This window comes from Rhodanobacter sp. UC4438_H5 (genome assembly GCF_052978405.1).
Genome location: NZ_CM129672.1, coordinates 789,554 through 804,376 on the forward strand (window position 1 = coordinate 789,554; position 14,823 = coordinate 804,376).

The following is a 14,823-nucleotide window of genomic DNA, read 5'->3' on the forward strand; positions in this document are numbered from 1 at the left end:
ATTCCTGGAAAGCCGGAGGTGTGCCGTGAAGACCGAAGACATCGTCAAGAGTGTGTTGCAGCTCAAGCCCGGAGACCGCTTTGAAGTCGCCGACGCGATCCTGCGCAGCCTCGACCAGCCCGACCCTGCGCTCGATGCCGTCTGGCTGGATGAAGCCGAACGGCGGCTGGCGGCCTATCGCAAGGGGATGGTTGCCGGCACCCCCGCGGAAGATGTGGTCGGCAAGCTGTAATGCGCCTGGTCTTCTCGCCGGAGGCGCGATCGGAATTTGAGGCCGCGGAGCGCTACTACGAGGTGCAGCTGATCGGGCTCGGCAAGGTGTTTCGCGAGGAGGTGCGCGCGGGGCTGCGGCGCATCCGCAGCTGGCCGCTCGCATGCCCGGTCGAGCGCGGCACGATCCGGCGGGCGGTGCTGGGCCGCTTTCCCTACAAGTTGCTGTACTCGGTGGAGCCGGAGGCCATCTACGTGCTTGCCGTGGCGCACCAGCATCGCCAACCGGATTACTGGACGGATCGCACCGACGCATGAGCGCCTATATCCCCAAGGTTTACCAGCAATCCGTGCTGGACAGCGTGCAAGCCTATTTCCGCGAAGTGCAGGTCACGGGCAACGCCAACAGCGCGTTCTACAACGCCACCCTGGCGTTGTGGGGGCGCGGTGTCGCCTATCGCCCGATCGACGGCTTCGACACGGCCATGCCGTATTTCTGCCTGCGCGTACCGACCGGCGGCGGCAAGACCTGGCTGGCAGCCAGGAGCGTCGCGCTGGTCAATACCCAATTGCTGCGCAGCGAGTTCAGCATGGTCCTGTGGCTGGTGCCGTCCAACACGATCCGTGAGCAGACGCTGCGCGCGTTGCGTGGCCGCGAGCATCCGTATCACGCCGCGTTGCGCGAGGCGGGCCCGGTCACCGTGCTTTCCCTGGACGAGGCCAAGAGCGTTACCCGCGCCACGCTGGAATCGTCCACCACGGTGATCGTGTCGACGGTGCAGGCGTTTCGTCGCGAGAACACCGAGGGGCTGAAGGTATTCGAGTCCAACGGCGCGCTGATGTCGCACTTCGAACATCTGGATCATGCCCAGCTTGCGGAACTACAGCGGGATGAGAACGGCGCCGTAGTGTGCTCGCTGGCCAACGTGCTGCGCTTGCGCCGGCCGTTCCTGATCGTGGACGAGGCCCACAACAGCCGCACGCCGCTTTCGTTCTCGACGTTCGCGCAGTTCCGCCCCAGCGGCATCATGGAGCTGACCGCCACGCCGGATACCGAGCAGACGCCCAGCAACGTGTTGCACAGCGTCTCGGCCGCGGAACTCAAGACCGAGAACATGATCAAGCTGCCGATCCGCCTCGAGACCGAGGGCGATTGGCAGAAGTGCCTGGCTTACGCCATTGACTGTCGTGACCAGTTGCAGTCGGCGGCGGATGCCGAACGGCGGCAGGGCGAACCCTACCTGCGGCCCATCGTGCTGATCCAGGCCGAAGCGCGGCGCAAGGACGTGGAAACCCGCGATGTGGAGGTGGTGAAGAAGGCCCTCATCGACAACCACAACGTCCCGGAAGATGAAATCGTCATTGCCACCGGGGAAACCCGCGGACTGGAAGCCGTCGAGAAGGGATACGCGCTCGGCGTCGCCGACGAGCATTGCCCGGTGAAATACGTGATTACCCAGCAGGCGCTGGCGGAAGGCTGGGATTGCCCGAGCGCCTACGTGCTGGTGAGCATGGCCGAGCTGCGTTCCTCCACTGCCGTGGAGCAGTTGCTGGGCCGCATCCTGCGCCAGCCGCAGGCGAAGGCGCGCGCATCGGTGATGCTCAACCAGTCCTACGCTTTCGTGGTATCGCGCGACTTCGGCCAGACGGCGGGCGCCCTGCGTGACCGGTTGGTCGACGGCGCCGGCTTCGAACGGCATGAGGTCGGCGATTTCGTGGTGGCAAGCAAGAGCGAGCAGGCCCGGCTGGACTTGTCGGCGCGCCCGGGCAAGGTGGTGGTCACGCCGGTGAGCGTTGCGCTGTCGGAGGCGCCGGATCTGCGCAGCATCCCCAAACCTGTCCGCGACAAGCTGGCATGGGACAGGAAGGCCGGCACGCTGACGATTACCGCACCGCTGACGCAAGACGAAACCGCGACGGTGCAGGCGAGCGTCACGCAAGCCGAGGCCAGGCAGGCGATCGAGCGTGCGGCCGAAAAATCCCGTGCCGCCGTCGAGATGTTCCAGACGCCCGCCGAACGCGGCGAGGTGCTGTCGGTGCCACAGATGGCGCTGCGCATCCAGGGTGAGTTGCAGCTGTTCGACGATCCCGAAGTGCTGGATTACCCCTGGACGCTGTCACCTTACGATGCGGTGCCGACGCACATGCAGCTCCAGGCACTGGACGGCAACCGGGTGGCGGAAGGTGGTGAGATCGACATCGATGCCGATTCCGGCAAGGTCACCACACGATTCATCGCGGATCTTCAACGCGACCTCGGCCTGAGCTATCGGCCCGAGCATTGGGATGAAAGCCGTCTGGCGACCTGGCTGACGCGCAATCTGCCGGAATCGGGGATTACCCACGCCAGCAAGCGTGCCTTCGTCGCGCACTGGCTGCGGCAGTTGCTTGAAGCCAAAGGGTTCGATCTCGCGCGGATCAATCGCCAAAAGTTTCTCATCCGCACGCTGCTGGAAACGCATGTGCGGCAGTTGCGGCAAGCCGCGGTGAATCAGGCGTACCAGGCGGCACTGTTTGGCGACGACGCAGCCGACCGTGTCGCGGTCGGCGACGACTACGCCTTCCGATTCAATCCGCAGGGCTACGCACCCAGCCGTGACTACGATGACCGCTTCGGCACGTTCGACTTCCGAAGGCATTACTACGGGCGCATCGGCGACTTCGACAGCAAGGAAGAGTTCGAATGCGCCTGCAAGCTGGACCAGTGGGCGCAGCAAGGCCGTATGCAGTTCTGGGTGCGCAACCTGGTACGCAAGGAAGGTTGCTCGTTCTTCTTGCAGAAGGCGGATGGGCGATTCTTCCCCGATTTCCTGTGCAAACTCAGCAACGGCACCACGTTGGCGGTCGAGTACAAGGGCGGCGACCGCTGGAACGACGCCCAGGACGATCGCGACATCGGTGGTTTGTGGGCCGCTCTCAGCGGCGGGCGCTGCCAGTTCGTGATGGTGCGTGATCGGCGGTGGGAAACCGTCGAAGCCTTGCTCTGATGCGGCGGGAGGAGAGCCTGTGAGCGTCGACGAAGAAGCCTCTGGCTGTTCTATGATGGGAAACGTCGGACCTTGTTCGCTTTCCGCGGTCATTCCCGGATGGAACATGCAACTGGTTCCCGAGGCGGTCGAACGTGTTCGACGAGGGCACGCGATCGAGACGGAACGCCTGAAAGGAAGCCGATTCATCGTGGCGGTCATGGTGTCGGCTTTCTCCATCGACAGCTTTCTGGACGATGTCTATCTCTGCGACGGTTTTGAGGACATGGGAGCCGCCGTAGATGGCGGTCGGATCGAACATCGAAAGCACGTCGCGGCAGGGTTCGCCGCCCATGCCGACGATCGCCCTCCGTGGAGGCAGTTGGAAGCGACCCTGGTCGACTGTCTTTCGATGTCACCGAAGTCCGCCTCAGGCATGTTTACCGTGGCGCGGGAAAAGATCGGCGACGACGGATATCTCGACAGCATCGACGTGCGTACCGTGGTGCTTGCGGTCAACCCGGAAAATCCGCTGGACGGGTCATTCGTGTCGGCCATCGACAGGGATTGGGACCTGATCAGGTACTTCGAGTCCGTTTCATCCATCAAGGCCGCTGCTGCTTTGTCCGGCGTCGAGGATGGCGCCACACTCGCTGCGCTCCGCCAGCACGAAGGCGACCACTGACCGAGGGGCGTCCGCAATTTCCCGGGCCACTCTGGTTGTCGCACCCGATGCGACAGCGTGAAGCTAGCCTGCAAGGCGCGGATGATGAGGACGGGGCATGGCCGGGACATTCTTTGAGTATTTTGATGGCTACGTGCGGGTAGCCTATTCAGGCGCGTCGTGGGGCGACATTTTCATCGACTTCTCGTTGTTCGGCGACACGGTTGCAGCGACGCCGTGTGACGACAAGTTCGAGAAAGGCGAGCCCGAACTTGCGACCCAGGACGATGTCACGATCCGGACATGGACATCGTGCACTGTTTCCGCCTTTTTTTTGGTTCATCGCGCCTTACCGGGAAAGGCGGCCTTGATTTTGAGGAAGAAGTAGGGGAAGTCGCGATAGCCATAGGCCATGCGCTTGATGACCTTGATGCGATTGTTCATGCCTTCCAGGACGCTGGTATTGAGTTGGTAGATGGCGCTGGCGACGATGCCTTCGATATACGGTGCCAACCGTTTGGCAAAGGCGATCAAGGGTGGGAGCCGGCTGTCCATGGCGAGGGTGTGCCATTCGTTCCAGCGCCGGCGGGCCTCGTCTTCGTCCGGGGCATACCACAGCTCCTTGAGCTGGGCCTTGAGCACGTAGACGGTCGTCAACGGCGCATTGGCTGCCAACAGATCATCCAGCTTGACGGCCTGCTCGTCGGTCAGGTTGCCCCGGTTGCGCAGCAGCAACCAGCGGCTGCGTTTGATGACGCGGCGGGCGGACGGATCGGCCTTGAGCACGTTGGCCTGATCCACGCGCACCCGGTCGATGACCTCCCGTCCGAACTTGGCGATGACGTGGAACAGGTCGTAGACCACGCGGATGTTCGGGCAGTGGGCTTTGGCTTCCAGGTCCATGGCCGTGTTCATGTCCATCGCCACCGCTTCGATGCGGGCGCAGGCCTCCAGCCCCAGCATCTCGAAGAACGGCCGCACGTCCTTGCGCGAGCGGCCTTGGCCCACCCACAACACCTGCTGGGTGTCGGCGCAGAGGGCGACGGTGGCGTAGCGATGGCCCTTGAACAGGGCAAACTCGTCCATGATGAGTCGACGCACCCGCGACAGATCCGGCGGTGTCACTTCGCGTGCCAGCCGCCGGGCATCGATGGCGCGGATGGTGTGCCAATGCAGCCCCGTGAGCTGACTGATATGACGGATCGGCAGCAGGCGCAGCAGGGCCTCGACATGGGCGATCAGATGACGCTCGCGCACTCGCCGGGTGCGACGCTCGTGGATCAGCCCGCAGGGCGCCTGGCAACGACCACAGCGCGGGTCAATGTGAGGATCCGCTTCCAGCCGGAGGAGCAGCTGCGTCTCCGACAAAGCCTGGGTCTCGAACAAACGAAACCCTATCCAAAAATGGGCAGCATCAATAGCATCGTGCATGAGGGCGGCGGCGGTTGAACCGCTGTTGGTGTGAGAGCTATCAGCTTATCCGCTGCCTGCCGCCCTCACCCTTTCCTTGTGCCTGTCAACACGATCTTTCCCGCTTACCCGCGAAGAACCAAAAAAAAGGAGGCGCACTGCGCCTCCCACCATCAATTTATATCAGTCACCGGGGCTTGCGGCAAGACTGCCGGGGCGTCTGAGAATCGCCGGCCTGCCGATCGGGCAGCAAGCATGAGGTACGCCGGGGATGCATGACGACGACGAGTGGGTTCCGGTTTCCCACGGGAACTGCCATCGCGTGGAAGGGCCGTTCTACCACGGGACGAAGGCGGATCTTTCCCTGGGTGATTTGCTGATGGCCGGGTTCACCTCCAACTACGACGTCCGCGTCGTGATGAACCACATCTATTTCACCGCCGTAGCAAAGGGGGCCGGCCTTGCCGCGGAGATGGCGCGCGGCAGGGGAAGGCCGCGGGTCTATGTCGTCACGCCGACCGGTGCGTTCGAAGACGACCCCAACGTGACGAACAAGAAATTCCCCGGCAACCCCACTCGCTCCTACCGAAGCGCGGCGCCGCTGAGGATCGTGGGCGAGCTCGAACGCTGGGAGCCCTACGACGCGGAGTTCATCCGGGAACTGAAGCGTCGCGTCGAAGCCGGCATGGGGGAGATCATCAATTGACACGTCGAGTCATTTCGGCGTGAGCCGATACAAGCCGCCGGGGCCGGCGTCCTCCAGCATCCACAGCGAGCCGTCCAGCGCTTCCTTGATATCGCACAGGCGCTTGCCGACGTTCCAGCGGTCGACCGCGGTGGTGCCGCACTTGCCATCGAACGTGACGCGGATGATGGCCTCGCTGGCCAAATGAAAGGGGACGTGAAAAAGAAGGGGCGTGGCTAATTGAATTCGGTCGTCGTCTGGCAAGGCCAGCCGCCTGCCTGGCTTGATTGGCCACGTCCACTTTTCCCGGTACGCCCTTCGCGTGACAGTTTCCGCGGGAAATACTTTCCGCGTGCCCGCTTCGAACATCTGTAGCAGAATCGCCCCGCGGCGGTGCGCAGCCGGCAGTGCATCGTGCGACATCGATGCCGGCCACCGGGGACCAGGGGAAAGACATCATGGCGCTCGATCGGAGATTTCTGCTCTGCGGTTTTGCCTATGCCATCGCGGGCATGGGGCTTGGCATCTACATGGCGGCTTCGCACAACCACGCCTTGTTCGTGGCGCACGCGCACATGCTGCTGCTGGGTTTTGTGGTGTCCTTCATCTACGCGTTGATCCACAAGCTGTGGCTCGTCGGCGCGGGGGGCAGGGTCGCCGGCTTCCAGTTCTACCTGCATCAGCTGGCGGTGCTGGTGTTGTCCGTGGGCCTGGTCCTGCTTTATGGCGGCGTGGTTCCGGAACCGGCGATCGGGCCCCTGCTCGGTGCGGCGGCGGTGGGTGTGCTGGTCGCCCTGTTGTTGATGGCCTGGCTGGTGCTGCGAATCAAAGGGGACGTGGCCAAATAAATCCGGTCGTCGTCTGGCAGGGCCAGTCGCCTGCTTGGCTGAATTGGCCACGCGCCCTTTTTTCTGGACGTCCCTGCATGCTTGCCTGGACAGCCTCATTCGTGCGGGTCACGGCTTGGGCCGCGGGGTGGTTGCCACGCTGGGTGGCAGGGTCGGCAGCGCGACCTTCGGCTGGTCGCCGGTCAGGGCCCCGAGGAAAACCTCGATCTTGCCGACCTCCTCGTCGCTCAGCTTTGCGCCGAGCTGGCTGCTGCCCATGATCGCGACGGCCTGGCGAAGATCCCACACCTTGCCCGTATGGAAATAGGGCGCGGTCAGCGCGATGTTGCGCAGCGAGGGCACCCGGAACACGTATTCGTCGCTGGCCGTCTTGGTCACCGCGAAGCGGCCCTTGTCCCCCGGCGGGAGAATGTCGGCACCGGGCCGCTCGACTACGCCGAACGGGGCGTACATGCCCCCGCCCACGTTGATGCCGTTGTGGCATGCCGCACAGCCCTTGTTGATGAACAGCGCCAGGCCTTCCTTCTGATTCGCGTCGAGCGCCTTCTCGTTGCCCTTGAGGTAGCGATCGAACGGCGCGTTCGGCGTGATCAGGGTGGCCTCGAACAAGGCGATGGCCTTGCGCACGTTGTCGAACGTGATCGGATCGGGCACGGCCGGATAGGCCTTGGCGAACACGGCGGCGTAGCCGGGAATCCCCTTGAGCTGTTCGACGACGTGTGACTCGGTGGTGTCCATCTCGACCGGGTTGACCAGCGGACCGCCAGCCTGCTGCTCAAGGTCCTTGGCACGCCCATCCCAGAATTGGGCGACGTCGAACACCGCGTTGTAGACGGTCGGTGCATTGCGACCGCCATGCTGCCAGCGATGACCCAGCGAAGTCTCCTGCAGGTCGACCCCGCCCATGCCGACCATGTGGCATGAGTTGCAGCTGATGGCATGGCTTTCGGACAGCCGGGGCTCGAAGTAAAGCAGCTTGCCTAGCTCCACCCTGGCCGGGGTCGCCGCATTGCCCGGCAACGGCGGCGCATTGGCGGGTATCGGTTTGAACAGACCTTGGGCCTGCTTCATCAATGCCGTTTGCGACCATGCCTGGCCTGTAGCCAGGGAGGCGAGAACCATCATTGAAACCAGCTTGATCGGTGACATGAGCTGACTCTCCGCAGTTGGGTGGCAATCGAAACCATCAATGTCCGTGGCGTATCCAGGAAACCCTGGCGATGCGCGAACGCGGCGCGGAACAGACGACATGGTGGACGTCGCCGGGGTCGTCGCCATGCCTGTCGTCCTGGCCCAAGCGGAGTCACCGGCTATGCCTGTCGATGCCGGATCGCGCTGGCAACACCCGCATGCTCGGTTCATCGGCACCGATGGCTGTTGACCGAGATCAACAAAAGCGATTTCGAAACGAAGGCAGGCGTCCGGCCCGCGACCATCGCTCCGTCCTGTCCGCAACAAGGGCATGCGGGAACAAAGGAGACGCGTCCAATTGAATTCGTGCTCGTGCGTCGGTCGAGATTGCGGATGGACCCGTCCGGGAACTGAACATGGCGGGCTCCTGGCCGCAGAGCGAAAAACGGTCAGTCGGGTTGTGCCGGCTGGCAAGCCTCGTGAGACCAGCGTATGGTCCGCACACGGCGCTGACTCAGGGGTGAGGCATGGCCTGCACACGGGAAGGCAGCGTCTTCGCGATTGCGGTGCCGCAAGGCGTGGAATCGTCGATCGCCTGCAAACCAACTTCAATCCACCAGGGGTCCCCACTCATGTCACGTTTCCGTCTTTTCTGCCGCGCCCTGGGCGTGAGCTTCGGCCTGGCTGCTGCCTGTGTGTCGTTGCCGGCTTTCGCGGGCGATCCGGTAGCGGTGACCTTCGCGGCCAACAGTGTCTGGGCGCAGGAAATCGGCAACCTCACGCATTCCGACAGCTCGCTCGATTACACGGTGGCGATCGCGGCGGGCAAGACGTTGCAGCTCAATCTCCTCACCCGCAATCCCAACGTGCGTTTCAGGGTGGAGGACCGGACCAACGACAAGCTGCTGCTGGATTCGCGCAAGACCGGTGAGTCCACCTGGACCTTGCCGAACGCGCCGGCTGCCACGTATGCGATCCATGTCTACATCGATCCCGCCGCGATACCATCCGGCGACACCGCCAAATACGCGTTGCAGGTCGGGCAGTACGGGGCCGAAGACATGCAGGTGCCCACAAGCGCGGTGACATTCGAAGCCGGCAAGCCGTGGGCACAACAGGCTGTGGTGTTGTCGCCCGGCGCCACCGCGCACAACTTCACCGTGGCCATCGCGGCGGGCATGACGGTGAAGATCAACCTCATTTCGGACAACCCTCGGCTGTACTTCAAGGTGACCGACCAGACCCACGACAAGGCACTGGTCGACACGAGCACGACCGGAGCGAACACCTGGACCGAATCGGTGGCGACGGCGACAAATTACGTGATCCAGGTGTATCTCGACCCGTCGGCGACGCCGTCCGGTCAAACCCGATTCACCCTGCAGGTCGGGCAATACCCGTCAGCGAACACGCAGCCCGCCGGCGCGACTACGGCCGCGGCGGCTTCCACGCCATCGATGTGATTGCGTTCGAAGCGGCCGGCGGCCGCTCCGGGCGTGACAGAGCAAAATAAGGGGTCGGCGTGCGCTTTCGGCACGCCGACCCCTTATTTCATGGTGCGCCGCTGCGCTCAGTCCGTACCCGAGCGCAAACCGTCGAAATACGCGGCGATCTCTTCCGGAAACGCGTAGCGCTCCTCCGGTATGGGCGAACCGGCGTCGATCAGCGCTTCCGCGCAGGCCAGCCAGTCGCCGCCGGGCGTGGTCTCGGCCCGGGACGCGAAGCTGAGCGTGCCGTAGACGTTGTCCTTGAAACCGTGGCGCTCGTCGTAGCGCGCGCCATGGGCGAGCAGGAAGCGTGCGAGCGATGCGTTGCCGCGGAATACCGCCCAGTTGAGCGCGCTGCCGTCGATGTCGCCGCCGCGCGTCGTGATCGGCCAACCTGCCTCAACCATCACGCGCACTGCTTCCTCCTCGTTGCCGGCGGCCATTTCCGGCAGCAGGCGCAAGGCGGCCGACGGCAGTTTGCCGATGAGGCCCGGGTCGTCGGCCAGCATCGCCTGCACGTTGGCGCGATCGCCTCGCGCGCACGCGCCGAGGAAGGCGTCATGCGGGCGGTCGTCGGGCACTGCGCCGGCTTGCACCAGTTGCCGGGCCACTTCGACGAGGCCAAGGCAGCACGCCAGGCGATAGGCGGAGACGCCGTGACCGTTGCTTGCCGAAGGATCGGCGCCGGCGTCGAGCAGCAGGCCGATGGTCGCGGGCGAGCGACGGCGGCGGATCGCGTGCAGCAAGGGGCTGCCGTCCGGGCCGGGTTCGTTCGGGTCACCCCCGTGGGCGAGCAGCAGGCGCACCGTGTCGGGATGCTCATGGTCGAGCGCGCGGAACAGCGCGTTGCAGCCGGTCACGCGGGCACCGGCCTCGAGCAGCAGGCGGACAATCGTGCTGTCGGCGATCTCGGTGGAGTGGTAGAGCGATTCGTTGTCGTTGGGGTTGGCGCCGGCTTGCAGCAGTCGCCGCGTGAGTGCGATGTCGTGGTTGCGACCGGCGGCGCCGTACAGGACGCTGAGCGAATCGTGCGGCAGCTCCGGATCGGTCCATCGCGCATCCGGGTCCGCGCCGGCATCGAGCAGCAGGTCCGCGCAGGCACGAATGCCCGGCGCGCAGGCGGGCAGGGCGATCAGCCCGGAAAAGGTGGCGCAGGCGAGCGGCGGCATGCCGTTGTCGGCGCGCGCCGTCGTGGCCCAGGCGGGATCGGCTGCGAGGGCGGCCTGCACTGTGGCGACGTCGCCGATGGCACAGGCAAGCGCGGGCGCGCCGACCAGCAGGTCCGCATGTTCGCGCAGCAGTCGCTCGGCCAGTGCGGGTTTGGCCGTCTGGTAGCCGTGGCCGAAGACCCAGTGCATCCACTGGCGTTTGCGCGCGTGCATGTCGACCGAGGCGGCCTGCAGTGCGACGTAATCCTTCAACTGCGACCACGAGCCGAAACCGTACTCGCGTGCGATGCAGGACTGCGCGTCGTGCAGGCGCAGTTCCATGGCGGCGATGGCGGCGTGATCGAGCCGGGCGGCGCCGGGCAGGGCAAGGCGAACGCGTTCGAGCGCATCGGGCTCGCCGTGGCGCACGTCCTCGAGCAGCCGCTTGGCCTGTTTCTTCAGATGGTCCAGATGCGGACGGGCGGGCAGGTTCTTCATGACAACCTCCATGCAATGAATGCCGAAGGTCCGCAATCCCGGCTGCACAAAGGTCGATGGTGGCCAGCGATGGACAAGTGGGTTGAACCCTTCCCGCGGACCCGGAGGCGGCTTGCGACGCCGGGGCGTGAGCATAGACCAGGAGCGAAGCGGGGCCAATCGCCAGGTAGCGTGGGTGTGGCACCCGGTTCGATGCGGGAATCAAACAGGGGCCGAGGCTGATCAAGTTCGATTGTCGTCCGCCACGGCAAGCCCCGCTGTTTCGTTGCACGTGCGTCAGGACCACTGCCCGTCCATGGGCTATCCGCCTGGACGTCACTCGGGCAGGGCTTGCCCCGATCCGCCAAGCTCGGCCGGGAAGTCTCTCAGCTTGGGCAAGCCGTCCTTCATCCGCAGCACGGTCTCGGCATAGTTCACGTGGACGGCGGGTACGAAGTCGAGATCCGGGATGGTGGCGGCGTAGACGTCGGTCAGGCCCAGCGTCGGATGGTCGGTCATCAGGTGCCCGCCGCATTGCTTGCAGAACTGGCGGTCGCTGGTTTCCGTCTTCTGGAAATGCCCGACGAATTCCGACCCCTTGGTTACCCTGACGCTGGCGGGTTTCCACAACGTGAATGCATTCACCGGTCCGGCCGACCAGGAGCGGCAGGAGCGGCAGTGGCAGTACCCCATTGCTTCGGGCGCGCCGGAGACCTCGATCTCCACGGCACCGCAGAAACAGCTACCCGTGTGCTTGTCTGTCATGTCGTTTCTCCAGCGTGTCGGTGGTGTTTCCCCTTGCCCTGATCGGGCGAATCATACGGCTGACGCGGCTCCGGGAGGGGCGAGGCAATCGAGTCGGCTTCCCCCGCTCGCCCGCTGCGGCTCTCTTCGGTGGCGAGGTGGCGTTGTCCTCACCGGAGCGTGCGCTGACTGATGCGACGGCGGAGGTTTTGGGAGGGCAGGACGATCATATCGTTTTTCATTGCGAATATATCGTTTTGCGATATATTACGGTCACTAAACGATACGTGGAGAGCAGCGATGGGGGATTTTGCGGTGCTGGCGCTGCGCGCCGTGATTGCGATCGCGCTGGCGGGTTCTCTGGTGGTGCAGGGCGTGATCGCGCCGTTGTTGTGGCAGGACCTGGAATCGGCGCGCGCGGACGTGCGCATTCCGCTGGTGGTGATCGTCATCCTCGGCGTGTTGACGATGCAGGTGACTGCGGTCTGCATCTGGCGGTTGCTGACCATGGTCCGGCGCGGCACGGTGTTCTCCTCCGCGGCCTTCCGCTACGTCGACATCGTGATCGGAGCCATCGCGGCAGCCTCGGCGCTCACGTTCGGCATGGCGGTGGTGGCCGCGCACGCCAACCGCATCACGCCCGGCGACGAAATCGCCCCGGGCCTGATCGCCATGGTCTGCGGCGCATCGCTGGTGATCGCCGGCGTGGCGCTGATCGTGCTGGTGCTGCGGATGTTGCTGGCGCAAGCGGTCGCGCTGGATTCGCAGGCCAGGCAGCTCAAGTCCGAACTGGACGAGGTGATCTGATGGCCATCCTGGTGGACATCGATGTCATGCTGGCCCGCCGCAAGATGGCCGTCGGCACGCTGGCCGAGCACATCGGCATCACGCCCGCCAACCTGGCAGTGCTCAAGAACGGCCGTGCCAAGGCCGTGCGTTTCACCACCCTCGCTGCGTTGTGCGAGGTGCTGGAATGCCAGCCGGGCGATCTGCTGCGTTGGGAGCCCGACGACGCCGCCGGGACGTCGGTGCGCTGAAGAAGCGACACGGGCGATGTGCGTTCGTACTGCAGGAAAGGTCACGACGAATGGCTAGGTCGCCGGGACCAGGATTGAACGAAAGCGGCACGGCAGCTTCACGTTGTCGTGGAGGTGGTGTTCGTAGCATGGCCGGACTACTCCCGGGAGCATGTCATGGCCGATGAAAATGCCGGCAGGCAACTCGATCACGTGACTGACACGCTGGCGCAGCTCAAGGAAATGCGCCACTACGCCAGGAACAATGTGGAGCACCTGACGGCGATCTGGCTGTTGTTCGACGGTGAATTGTCGAAGCTGAAGCAGACCGACAAGATCGACGATCTGATGAACCGCCAGGGCCAACTCCATGATGCACTGGAGGCGGTGATTGCGGATCTGGAGGCATTGCAGCAGAAACTGCAGCCGCCACCGGAGGGCGCGGCAGGCTGAGGACCAGTTTCGCGCCCCGGTCCGGTGCTTGCGTACCGAAGGGGTATTACCACAGCAACAAGGAAGAGCTGCGTGCCTCCGGAGTACCGTCTGGAACCTTCACCACCGGTCGCGGCCTGAACGCCTTGCGGGAAGCCGGCTGGAAGCTGTGCACGTTGAGTTTCGACGGCAAGCTCACCCGGCGGGGACGGCAGTTGGATGGCTGCCTGGCACGGATGAGCTGAAGCGTCGGCCGCATGATCTGCAGCCTTCCCGGAGATCCTGTTCCGCCGAAGGCGCAGGCCGCCGACGCGCCTCAACCGTCGGCGGCGTGCTTGCCGGTGAACACCGCCAGCTGCGCGGCGAACGCGCGCTTGTACGCGGGCCGCGCTTCACCGCGGGCGACATAGGCGGCGAGGCGCGGATATTCGGCGAGCATGCCGGATGGCTTCAGGCGCAGCAGCGTGTGGACCATCATGAGGTCGCCGGCGCTGAACGCGCCGTCGAGCCAGTCGGCATCGCCCAGCCGGACGGCGAGCTGGCCCAGCCGGTTGCGGATGCGATTCTTGATGAGCGGCAGCCGTTCTGCGGCCCATGGCTTGTCGCCTTCCAGGAACCTGGCGGTCTGCAGATCGAGGATCGGCGGCTCCACCGTGTTGAGTGCGGCGAACATCCACATGATGGCGCGCGCCCGGGCATTCACGTCGTCGGGCAACAGACCGGCGTGGTGTTGCGCGAGGTGGAGCACGATCGCGCCCGACTCGAACAATGTCAGCTCGCCTTCCTCGTAGGTGGGGATCTGCCCGAACGGATGCAGCGCCAGGTGGGCAGGCTGCTTCATCGTGCCGAACGAGACGAGGCGGACCTGGCAGGCTTGGCCCACTTCCTCGAGTGCCCAGCGCACGCGCATGTCGCGCGCGAGGCCCTGGCCGCGATCCGGCGAGCTTTCAAAAGCGGTGATGGTGGGGATCACGGCGAGACTCCGGGTGGATACGCGATGTCATGTCGGGTGGCGGCAGCGCTCGGTTCGCTGCGCAGGCGGTGGGGGCCAGCGCCGGCGGTTGAAACGCATCAGCCGCGCCGGGCCGCCTCGATCGCGGCGATGTCGATCTTGGTCATGTCCATCATCGCGTTGAACGCGCGCCGGGCGACGGCGGGGTCGGGGTCGCTGATCGCCGCCATCAGTGCGCGCGGGGTGATTTGCCACGACAGGCCCCACTTGTCCTTGCACCAGCCGCAGGCGCTGGGCTGGCCGCCGTTGTCGATGATCGCGTTCCACAGGCGGTCGGTTTCAGCCTGGTCGTCGGTCGCCACCTGGAACGAGAACGACTCGTTGTGCCGGAACGTCGGGCCACCGTTCAGGCCCAGGCACGGGATGCCCATGACCGTGAACTCGACCGTCAGCACGTCGCCTTCCTTGCCGGAGGGATAGTCGCCTGGCGCCCGATGAATGGCGCCGACGGTGGTGTCGGGGAAGGTCTTGGCGTAGAACGTGGCGGCCTCCACGGCGGCGCCGTCGTACCACAGGCAGATCGAGTTCTTGCTGGTCATGCGTGTTCTCCGGGTTGTGGGCGGCGTGGCTTGCATGATCTGCGACGAACGAGT

General features: G+C 64.8%; 18 protein-coding genes. 11 read left to right on the forward strand and 7 right to left on the reverse strand.

What is annotated here, in order from left to right; translation table 11 throughout:
• The first annotated feature begins 25 nt into the window (after positions 1-25).
• The 5 genes from ACVCL9_RS03560 to ACVCL9_RS03580 all read left to right on the forward strand — a co-directional run bounded on the left by ACVCL9_RS03560 (position 26) and on the right by ACVCL9_RS03580 (position 4,228).
• Positions 26-232, forward strand: a complete 207-nt coding sequence (locus tag ACVCL9_RS03560) for an addiction module protein (protein ID WP_447099093.1) — start codon at positions 26-28, stop codon at positions 230-232.
• Positions 232-528: a type II toxin-antitoxin system RelE/ParE family toxin gene (locus tag ACVCL9_RS03565; protein WP_447099092.1), complete on the forward strand. Its 297-nt coding sequence runs from the start codon at positions 232-234 to the stop codon at positions 526-528. The genes ACVCL9_RS03560 and ACVCL9_RS03565 overlap by 1 nt, the downstream gene beginning before the upstream one ends.
• A gap of 32 nt (positions 529-560) precedes the next feature.
• Positions 561-3,197 (forward strand): DEAD/DEAH box helicase, encoded by a 2,637-nt coding sequence (locus ACVCL9_RS03570; RefSeq protein WP_447099550.1) that lies wholly within the window; start codon positions 561-563, stop codon positions 3,195-3,197.
• A 106-nt stretch (positions 3,198-3,303) separates the two neighbouring features.
• The gene (locus ACVCL9_RS03575; protein WP_447099091.1) at positions 3,304-3,861 is read left to right on the forward strand and encodes a hypothetical protein; all 558 of its coding nucleotides are present in this window, start codon (positions 3,304-3,306) and stop codon (positions 3,859-3,861) included.
• A 97-nt stretch (positions 3,862-3,958) separates the two neighbouring features.
• On the forward strand, positions 3,959-4,228 hold the full coding sequence (locus ACVCL9_RS03580; RefSeq protein WP_447099090.1) for a hypothetical protein: 270 nt from the start codon (positions 3,959-3,961) through the stop codon (positions 4,226-4,228).
• Here ACVCL9_RS03580 and ACVCL9_RS03585 read toward each other — a convergent pair.
• Positions 4,180-5,271, reverse strand: coding sequence for an ISL3 family transposase (locus ACVCL9_RS03585; RefSeq protein WP_447099089.1), 1,092 nt, complete (start codon positions 5,269-5,271; stop codon positions 4,180-4,182). The genes ACVCL9_RS03580 and ACVCL9_RS03585 overlap by 49 nt on opposite strands.
• 250 nt (positions 5,272-5,521) lie before the next feature.
• Here ACVCL9_RS03585 and arr point away from each other — a divergent pair, with 250 nt between their 5' ends.
• Positions 5,522-5,956, forward strand: a complete 435-nt coding sequence (gene arr / locus ACVCL9_RS03590; RefSeq protein ID WP_395118031.1) for an NAD(+)--rifampin ADP-ribosyltransferase — start codon at positions 5,522-5,524, stop codon at positions 5,954-5,956.
• A 9-nt stretch (positions 5,957-5,965) separates the two neighbouring features.
• On the opposite strand, the gene ACVCL9_RS03595 is transcribed toward arr, so the two are convergent.
• The gene (locus ACVCL9_RS03595; protein ID WP_447099088.1) at positions 5,966-6,358 is read right to left on the reverse strand and encodes a hypothetical protein; all 393 of its coding nucleotides are present in this window, start codon (positions 6,356-6,358) and stop codon (positions 5,966-5,968) included.
• Positions 6,359-6,393: 35 nt separating this feature from the next.
• Here ACVCL9_RS03595 and ACVCL9_RS03600 point away from each other — a divergent pair, with 35 nt between their 5' ends.
• A complete protein-coding gene (locus tag ACVCL9_RS03600) occupies positions 6,394-6,783 on the forward strand; it encodes a TonB-dependent receptor (protein ID WP_447099087.1) in 390 nt (129 codons plus the stop codon).
• 108 nt (positions 6,784-6,891) lie between these two features.
• Here ACVCL9_RS03600 and ACVCL9_RS03605 read toward each other — a convergent pair whose 3' ends face one another.
• Positions 6,892-7,932, reverse strand: coding sequence for a cytochrome-c peroxidase (locus ACVCL9_RS03605; protein ID WP_447099551.1), 1,041 nt, complete (start codon positions 7,930-7,932; stop codon positions 6,892-6,894).
• A gap of 509 nt (positions 7,933-8,441) precedes the next feature.
• Between ACVCL9_RS03605 and ACVCL9_RS03610 the strand changes: the two genes are divergently transcribed.
• Positions 8,442-9,377 (forward strand): hypothetical protein, encoded by a 936-nt coding sequence (locus ACVCL9_RS03610; protein WP_447099085.1) that lies wholly within the window; start codon positions 8,442-8,444, stop codon positions 9,375-9,377.
• A gap of 107 nt (positions 9,378-9,484) precedes the next feature.
• Here the strand turns inward: ACVCL9_RS03610 and ACVCL9_RS03615 are convergent, their stop codons facing one another.
• Positions 9,485-11,206 carry an ankyrin repeat domain-containing protein gene (locus ACVCL9_RS03615; protein WP_447099084.1) on the reverse strand — a complete coding sequence of 574 codons (1,722 nt, stop codon included), beginning with the start codon at positions 11,204-11,206 and terminating at the stop codon, positions 9,485-9,487.
• Positions 11,207-11,362: 156 nt separating this feature from the next.
• Positions 11,363-11,791 carry a GFA family protein gene (locus ACVCL9_RS03620; protein ID WP_447099083.1) on the reverse strand — a complete coding sequence of 143 codons (429 nt, stop codon included), beginning with the start codon at positions 11,789-11,791 and terminating at the stop codon, positions 11,363-11,365.
• A 279-nt stretch (positions 11,792-12,070) separates the two neighbouring features.
• Between ACVCL9_RS03620 and ACVCL9_RS03625 the strand changes: the two genes are divergently transcribed.
• From ACVCL9_RS03625 to ACVCL9_RS03635, 3 genes are all read left to right on the forward strand, one after another.
• Positions 12,071-12,577 (forward strand): DUF2975 domain-containing protein, encoded by a 507-nt coding sequence (locus ACVCL9_RS03625; RefSeq protein WP_447099082.1) that lies wholly within the window; start codon positions 12,071-12,073, stop codon positions 12,575-12,577.
• Complete coding sequence (locus ACVCL9_RS03630) at positions 12,577-12,807, forward strand: helix-turn-helix domain-containing protein (protein WP_395118045.1); 231 nt, start codon at positions 12,577-12,579, stop codon at positions 12,805-12,807. The genes ACVCL9_RS03625 and ACVCL9_RS03630 overlap by 1 nt, the downstream gene beginning before the upstream one ends.
• 156 nt (positions 12,808-12,963) lie before the next feature.
• Entirely contained in the window at positions 12,964-13,239 is a 276-nt protein-coding gene (locus tag ACVCL9_RS03635; RefSeq protein WP_447099081.1) for a hypothetical protein, read from the forward strand.
• 295 nt (positions 13,240-13,534) lie between these two features.
• Here the strand turns inward: ACVCL9_RS03635 and ACVCL9_RS03640 are convergent, their stop codons facing one another.
• Together ACVCL9_RS03640 and ACVCL9_RS03645 are read right to left on the reverse strand one after the other, a co-directional pair.
• Entirely contained in the window at positions 13,535-14,191 is a 657-nt protein-coding gene (locus tag ACVCL9_RS03640) for a glutathione S-transferase family protein (RefSeq protein WP_447099080.1), read from the reverse strand.
• Between the two features lie 98 nt (positions 14,192-14,289).
• On the reverse strand, positions 14,290-14,769 hold the full coding sequence (locus tag ACVCL9_RS03645) for a VOC family protein (RefSeq protein ID WP_447099079.1): 480 nt from the start codon (positions 14,767-14,769) through the stop codon (positions 14,290-14,292).
• Positions 14,770-14,823: the final 54 nt, after the last annotated feature.

Excerpts from the sequence above, each read along its gene's own strand:
- ACVCL9_RS03620 (WP_447099083.1), bottom strand. The coding sequence starts at position 11,791 with ATGACAGACAAGCACACGGGTAGCTGTTTCTGCGGTGCCGTGGAGATC.
- arr (WP_395118031.1), top strand. The coding sequence starts at position 5,522 with ATGCATGACGACGACGAGTGGGTTCCGGTTTCCCACGGGAACTGCCAT.
- ACVCL9_RS03565 (WP_447099092.1), top strand. The coding sequence starts at position 232 with ATGCGCCTGGTCTTCTCGCCGGAGGCGCGATCGGAATTTGAGGCCGCG.
- ACVCL9_RS03600 (WP_447099087.1), top strand. The coding sequence starts at position 6,394 with ATGGCGCTCGATCGGAGATTTCTGCTCTGCGGTTTTGCCTATGCCATC.
- ACVCL9_RS03595 (WP_447099088.1), bottom strand. The coding sequence starts at position 6,358 with ATGTCGCACGATGCACTGCCGGCTGCGCACCGCCGCGGGGCGATTCTG.
- ACVCL9_RS03585 (WP_447099089.1), bottom strand. The coding sequence starts at position 5,271 with ATGCACGATGCTATTGATGCTGCCCATTTTTGGATAGGGTTTCGTTTG.
- ACVCL9_RS03645 (WP_447099079.1), bottom strand. The coding sequence starts at position 14,769 with ATGACCAGCAAGAACTCGATCTGCCTGTGGTACGACGGCGCCGCCGTG.
- ACVCL9_RS03575 (WP_447099091.1), top strand. The coding sequence starts at position 3,304 with ATGCAACTGGTTCCCGAGGCGGTCGAACGTGTTCGACGAGGGCACGCG.
- ACVCL9_RS03625 (WP_447099082.1), top strand. The coding sequence starts at position 12,071 with ATGGGGGATTTTGCGGTGCTGGCGCTGCGCGCCGTGATTGCGATCGCG.
- ACVCL9_RS03605 (WP_447099551.1), bottom strand. The coding sequence starts at position 7,932 with ATGTCACCGATCAAGCTGGTTTCAATGATGGTTCTCGCCTCCCTGGCT.
- ACVCL9_RS03580 (WP_447099090.1), top strand. The coding sequence starts at position 3,959 with ATGGCCGGGACATTCTTTGAGTATTTTGATGGCTACGTGCGGGTAGCC.
- ACVCL9_RS03635 (WP_447099081.1), top strand. The coding sequence starts at position 12,964 with ATGGCCGATGAAAATGCCGGCAGGCAACTCGATCACGTGACTGACACG.
- ACVCL9_RS03630 (WP_395118045.1), top strand. The coding sequence starts at position 12,577 with ATGGCCATCCTGGTGGACATCGATGTCATGCTGGCCCGCCGCAAGATG.
- ACVCL9_RS03610 (WP_447099085.1), top strand. The coding sequence starts at position 8,442 with ATGGCCTGCACACGGGAAGGCAGCGTCTTCGCGATTGCGGTGCCGCAA.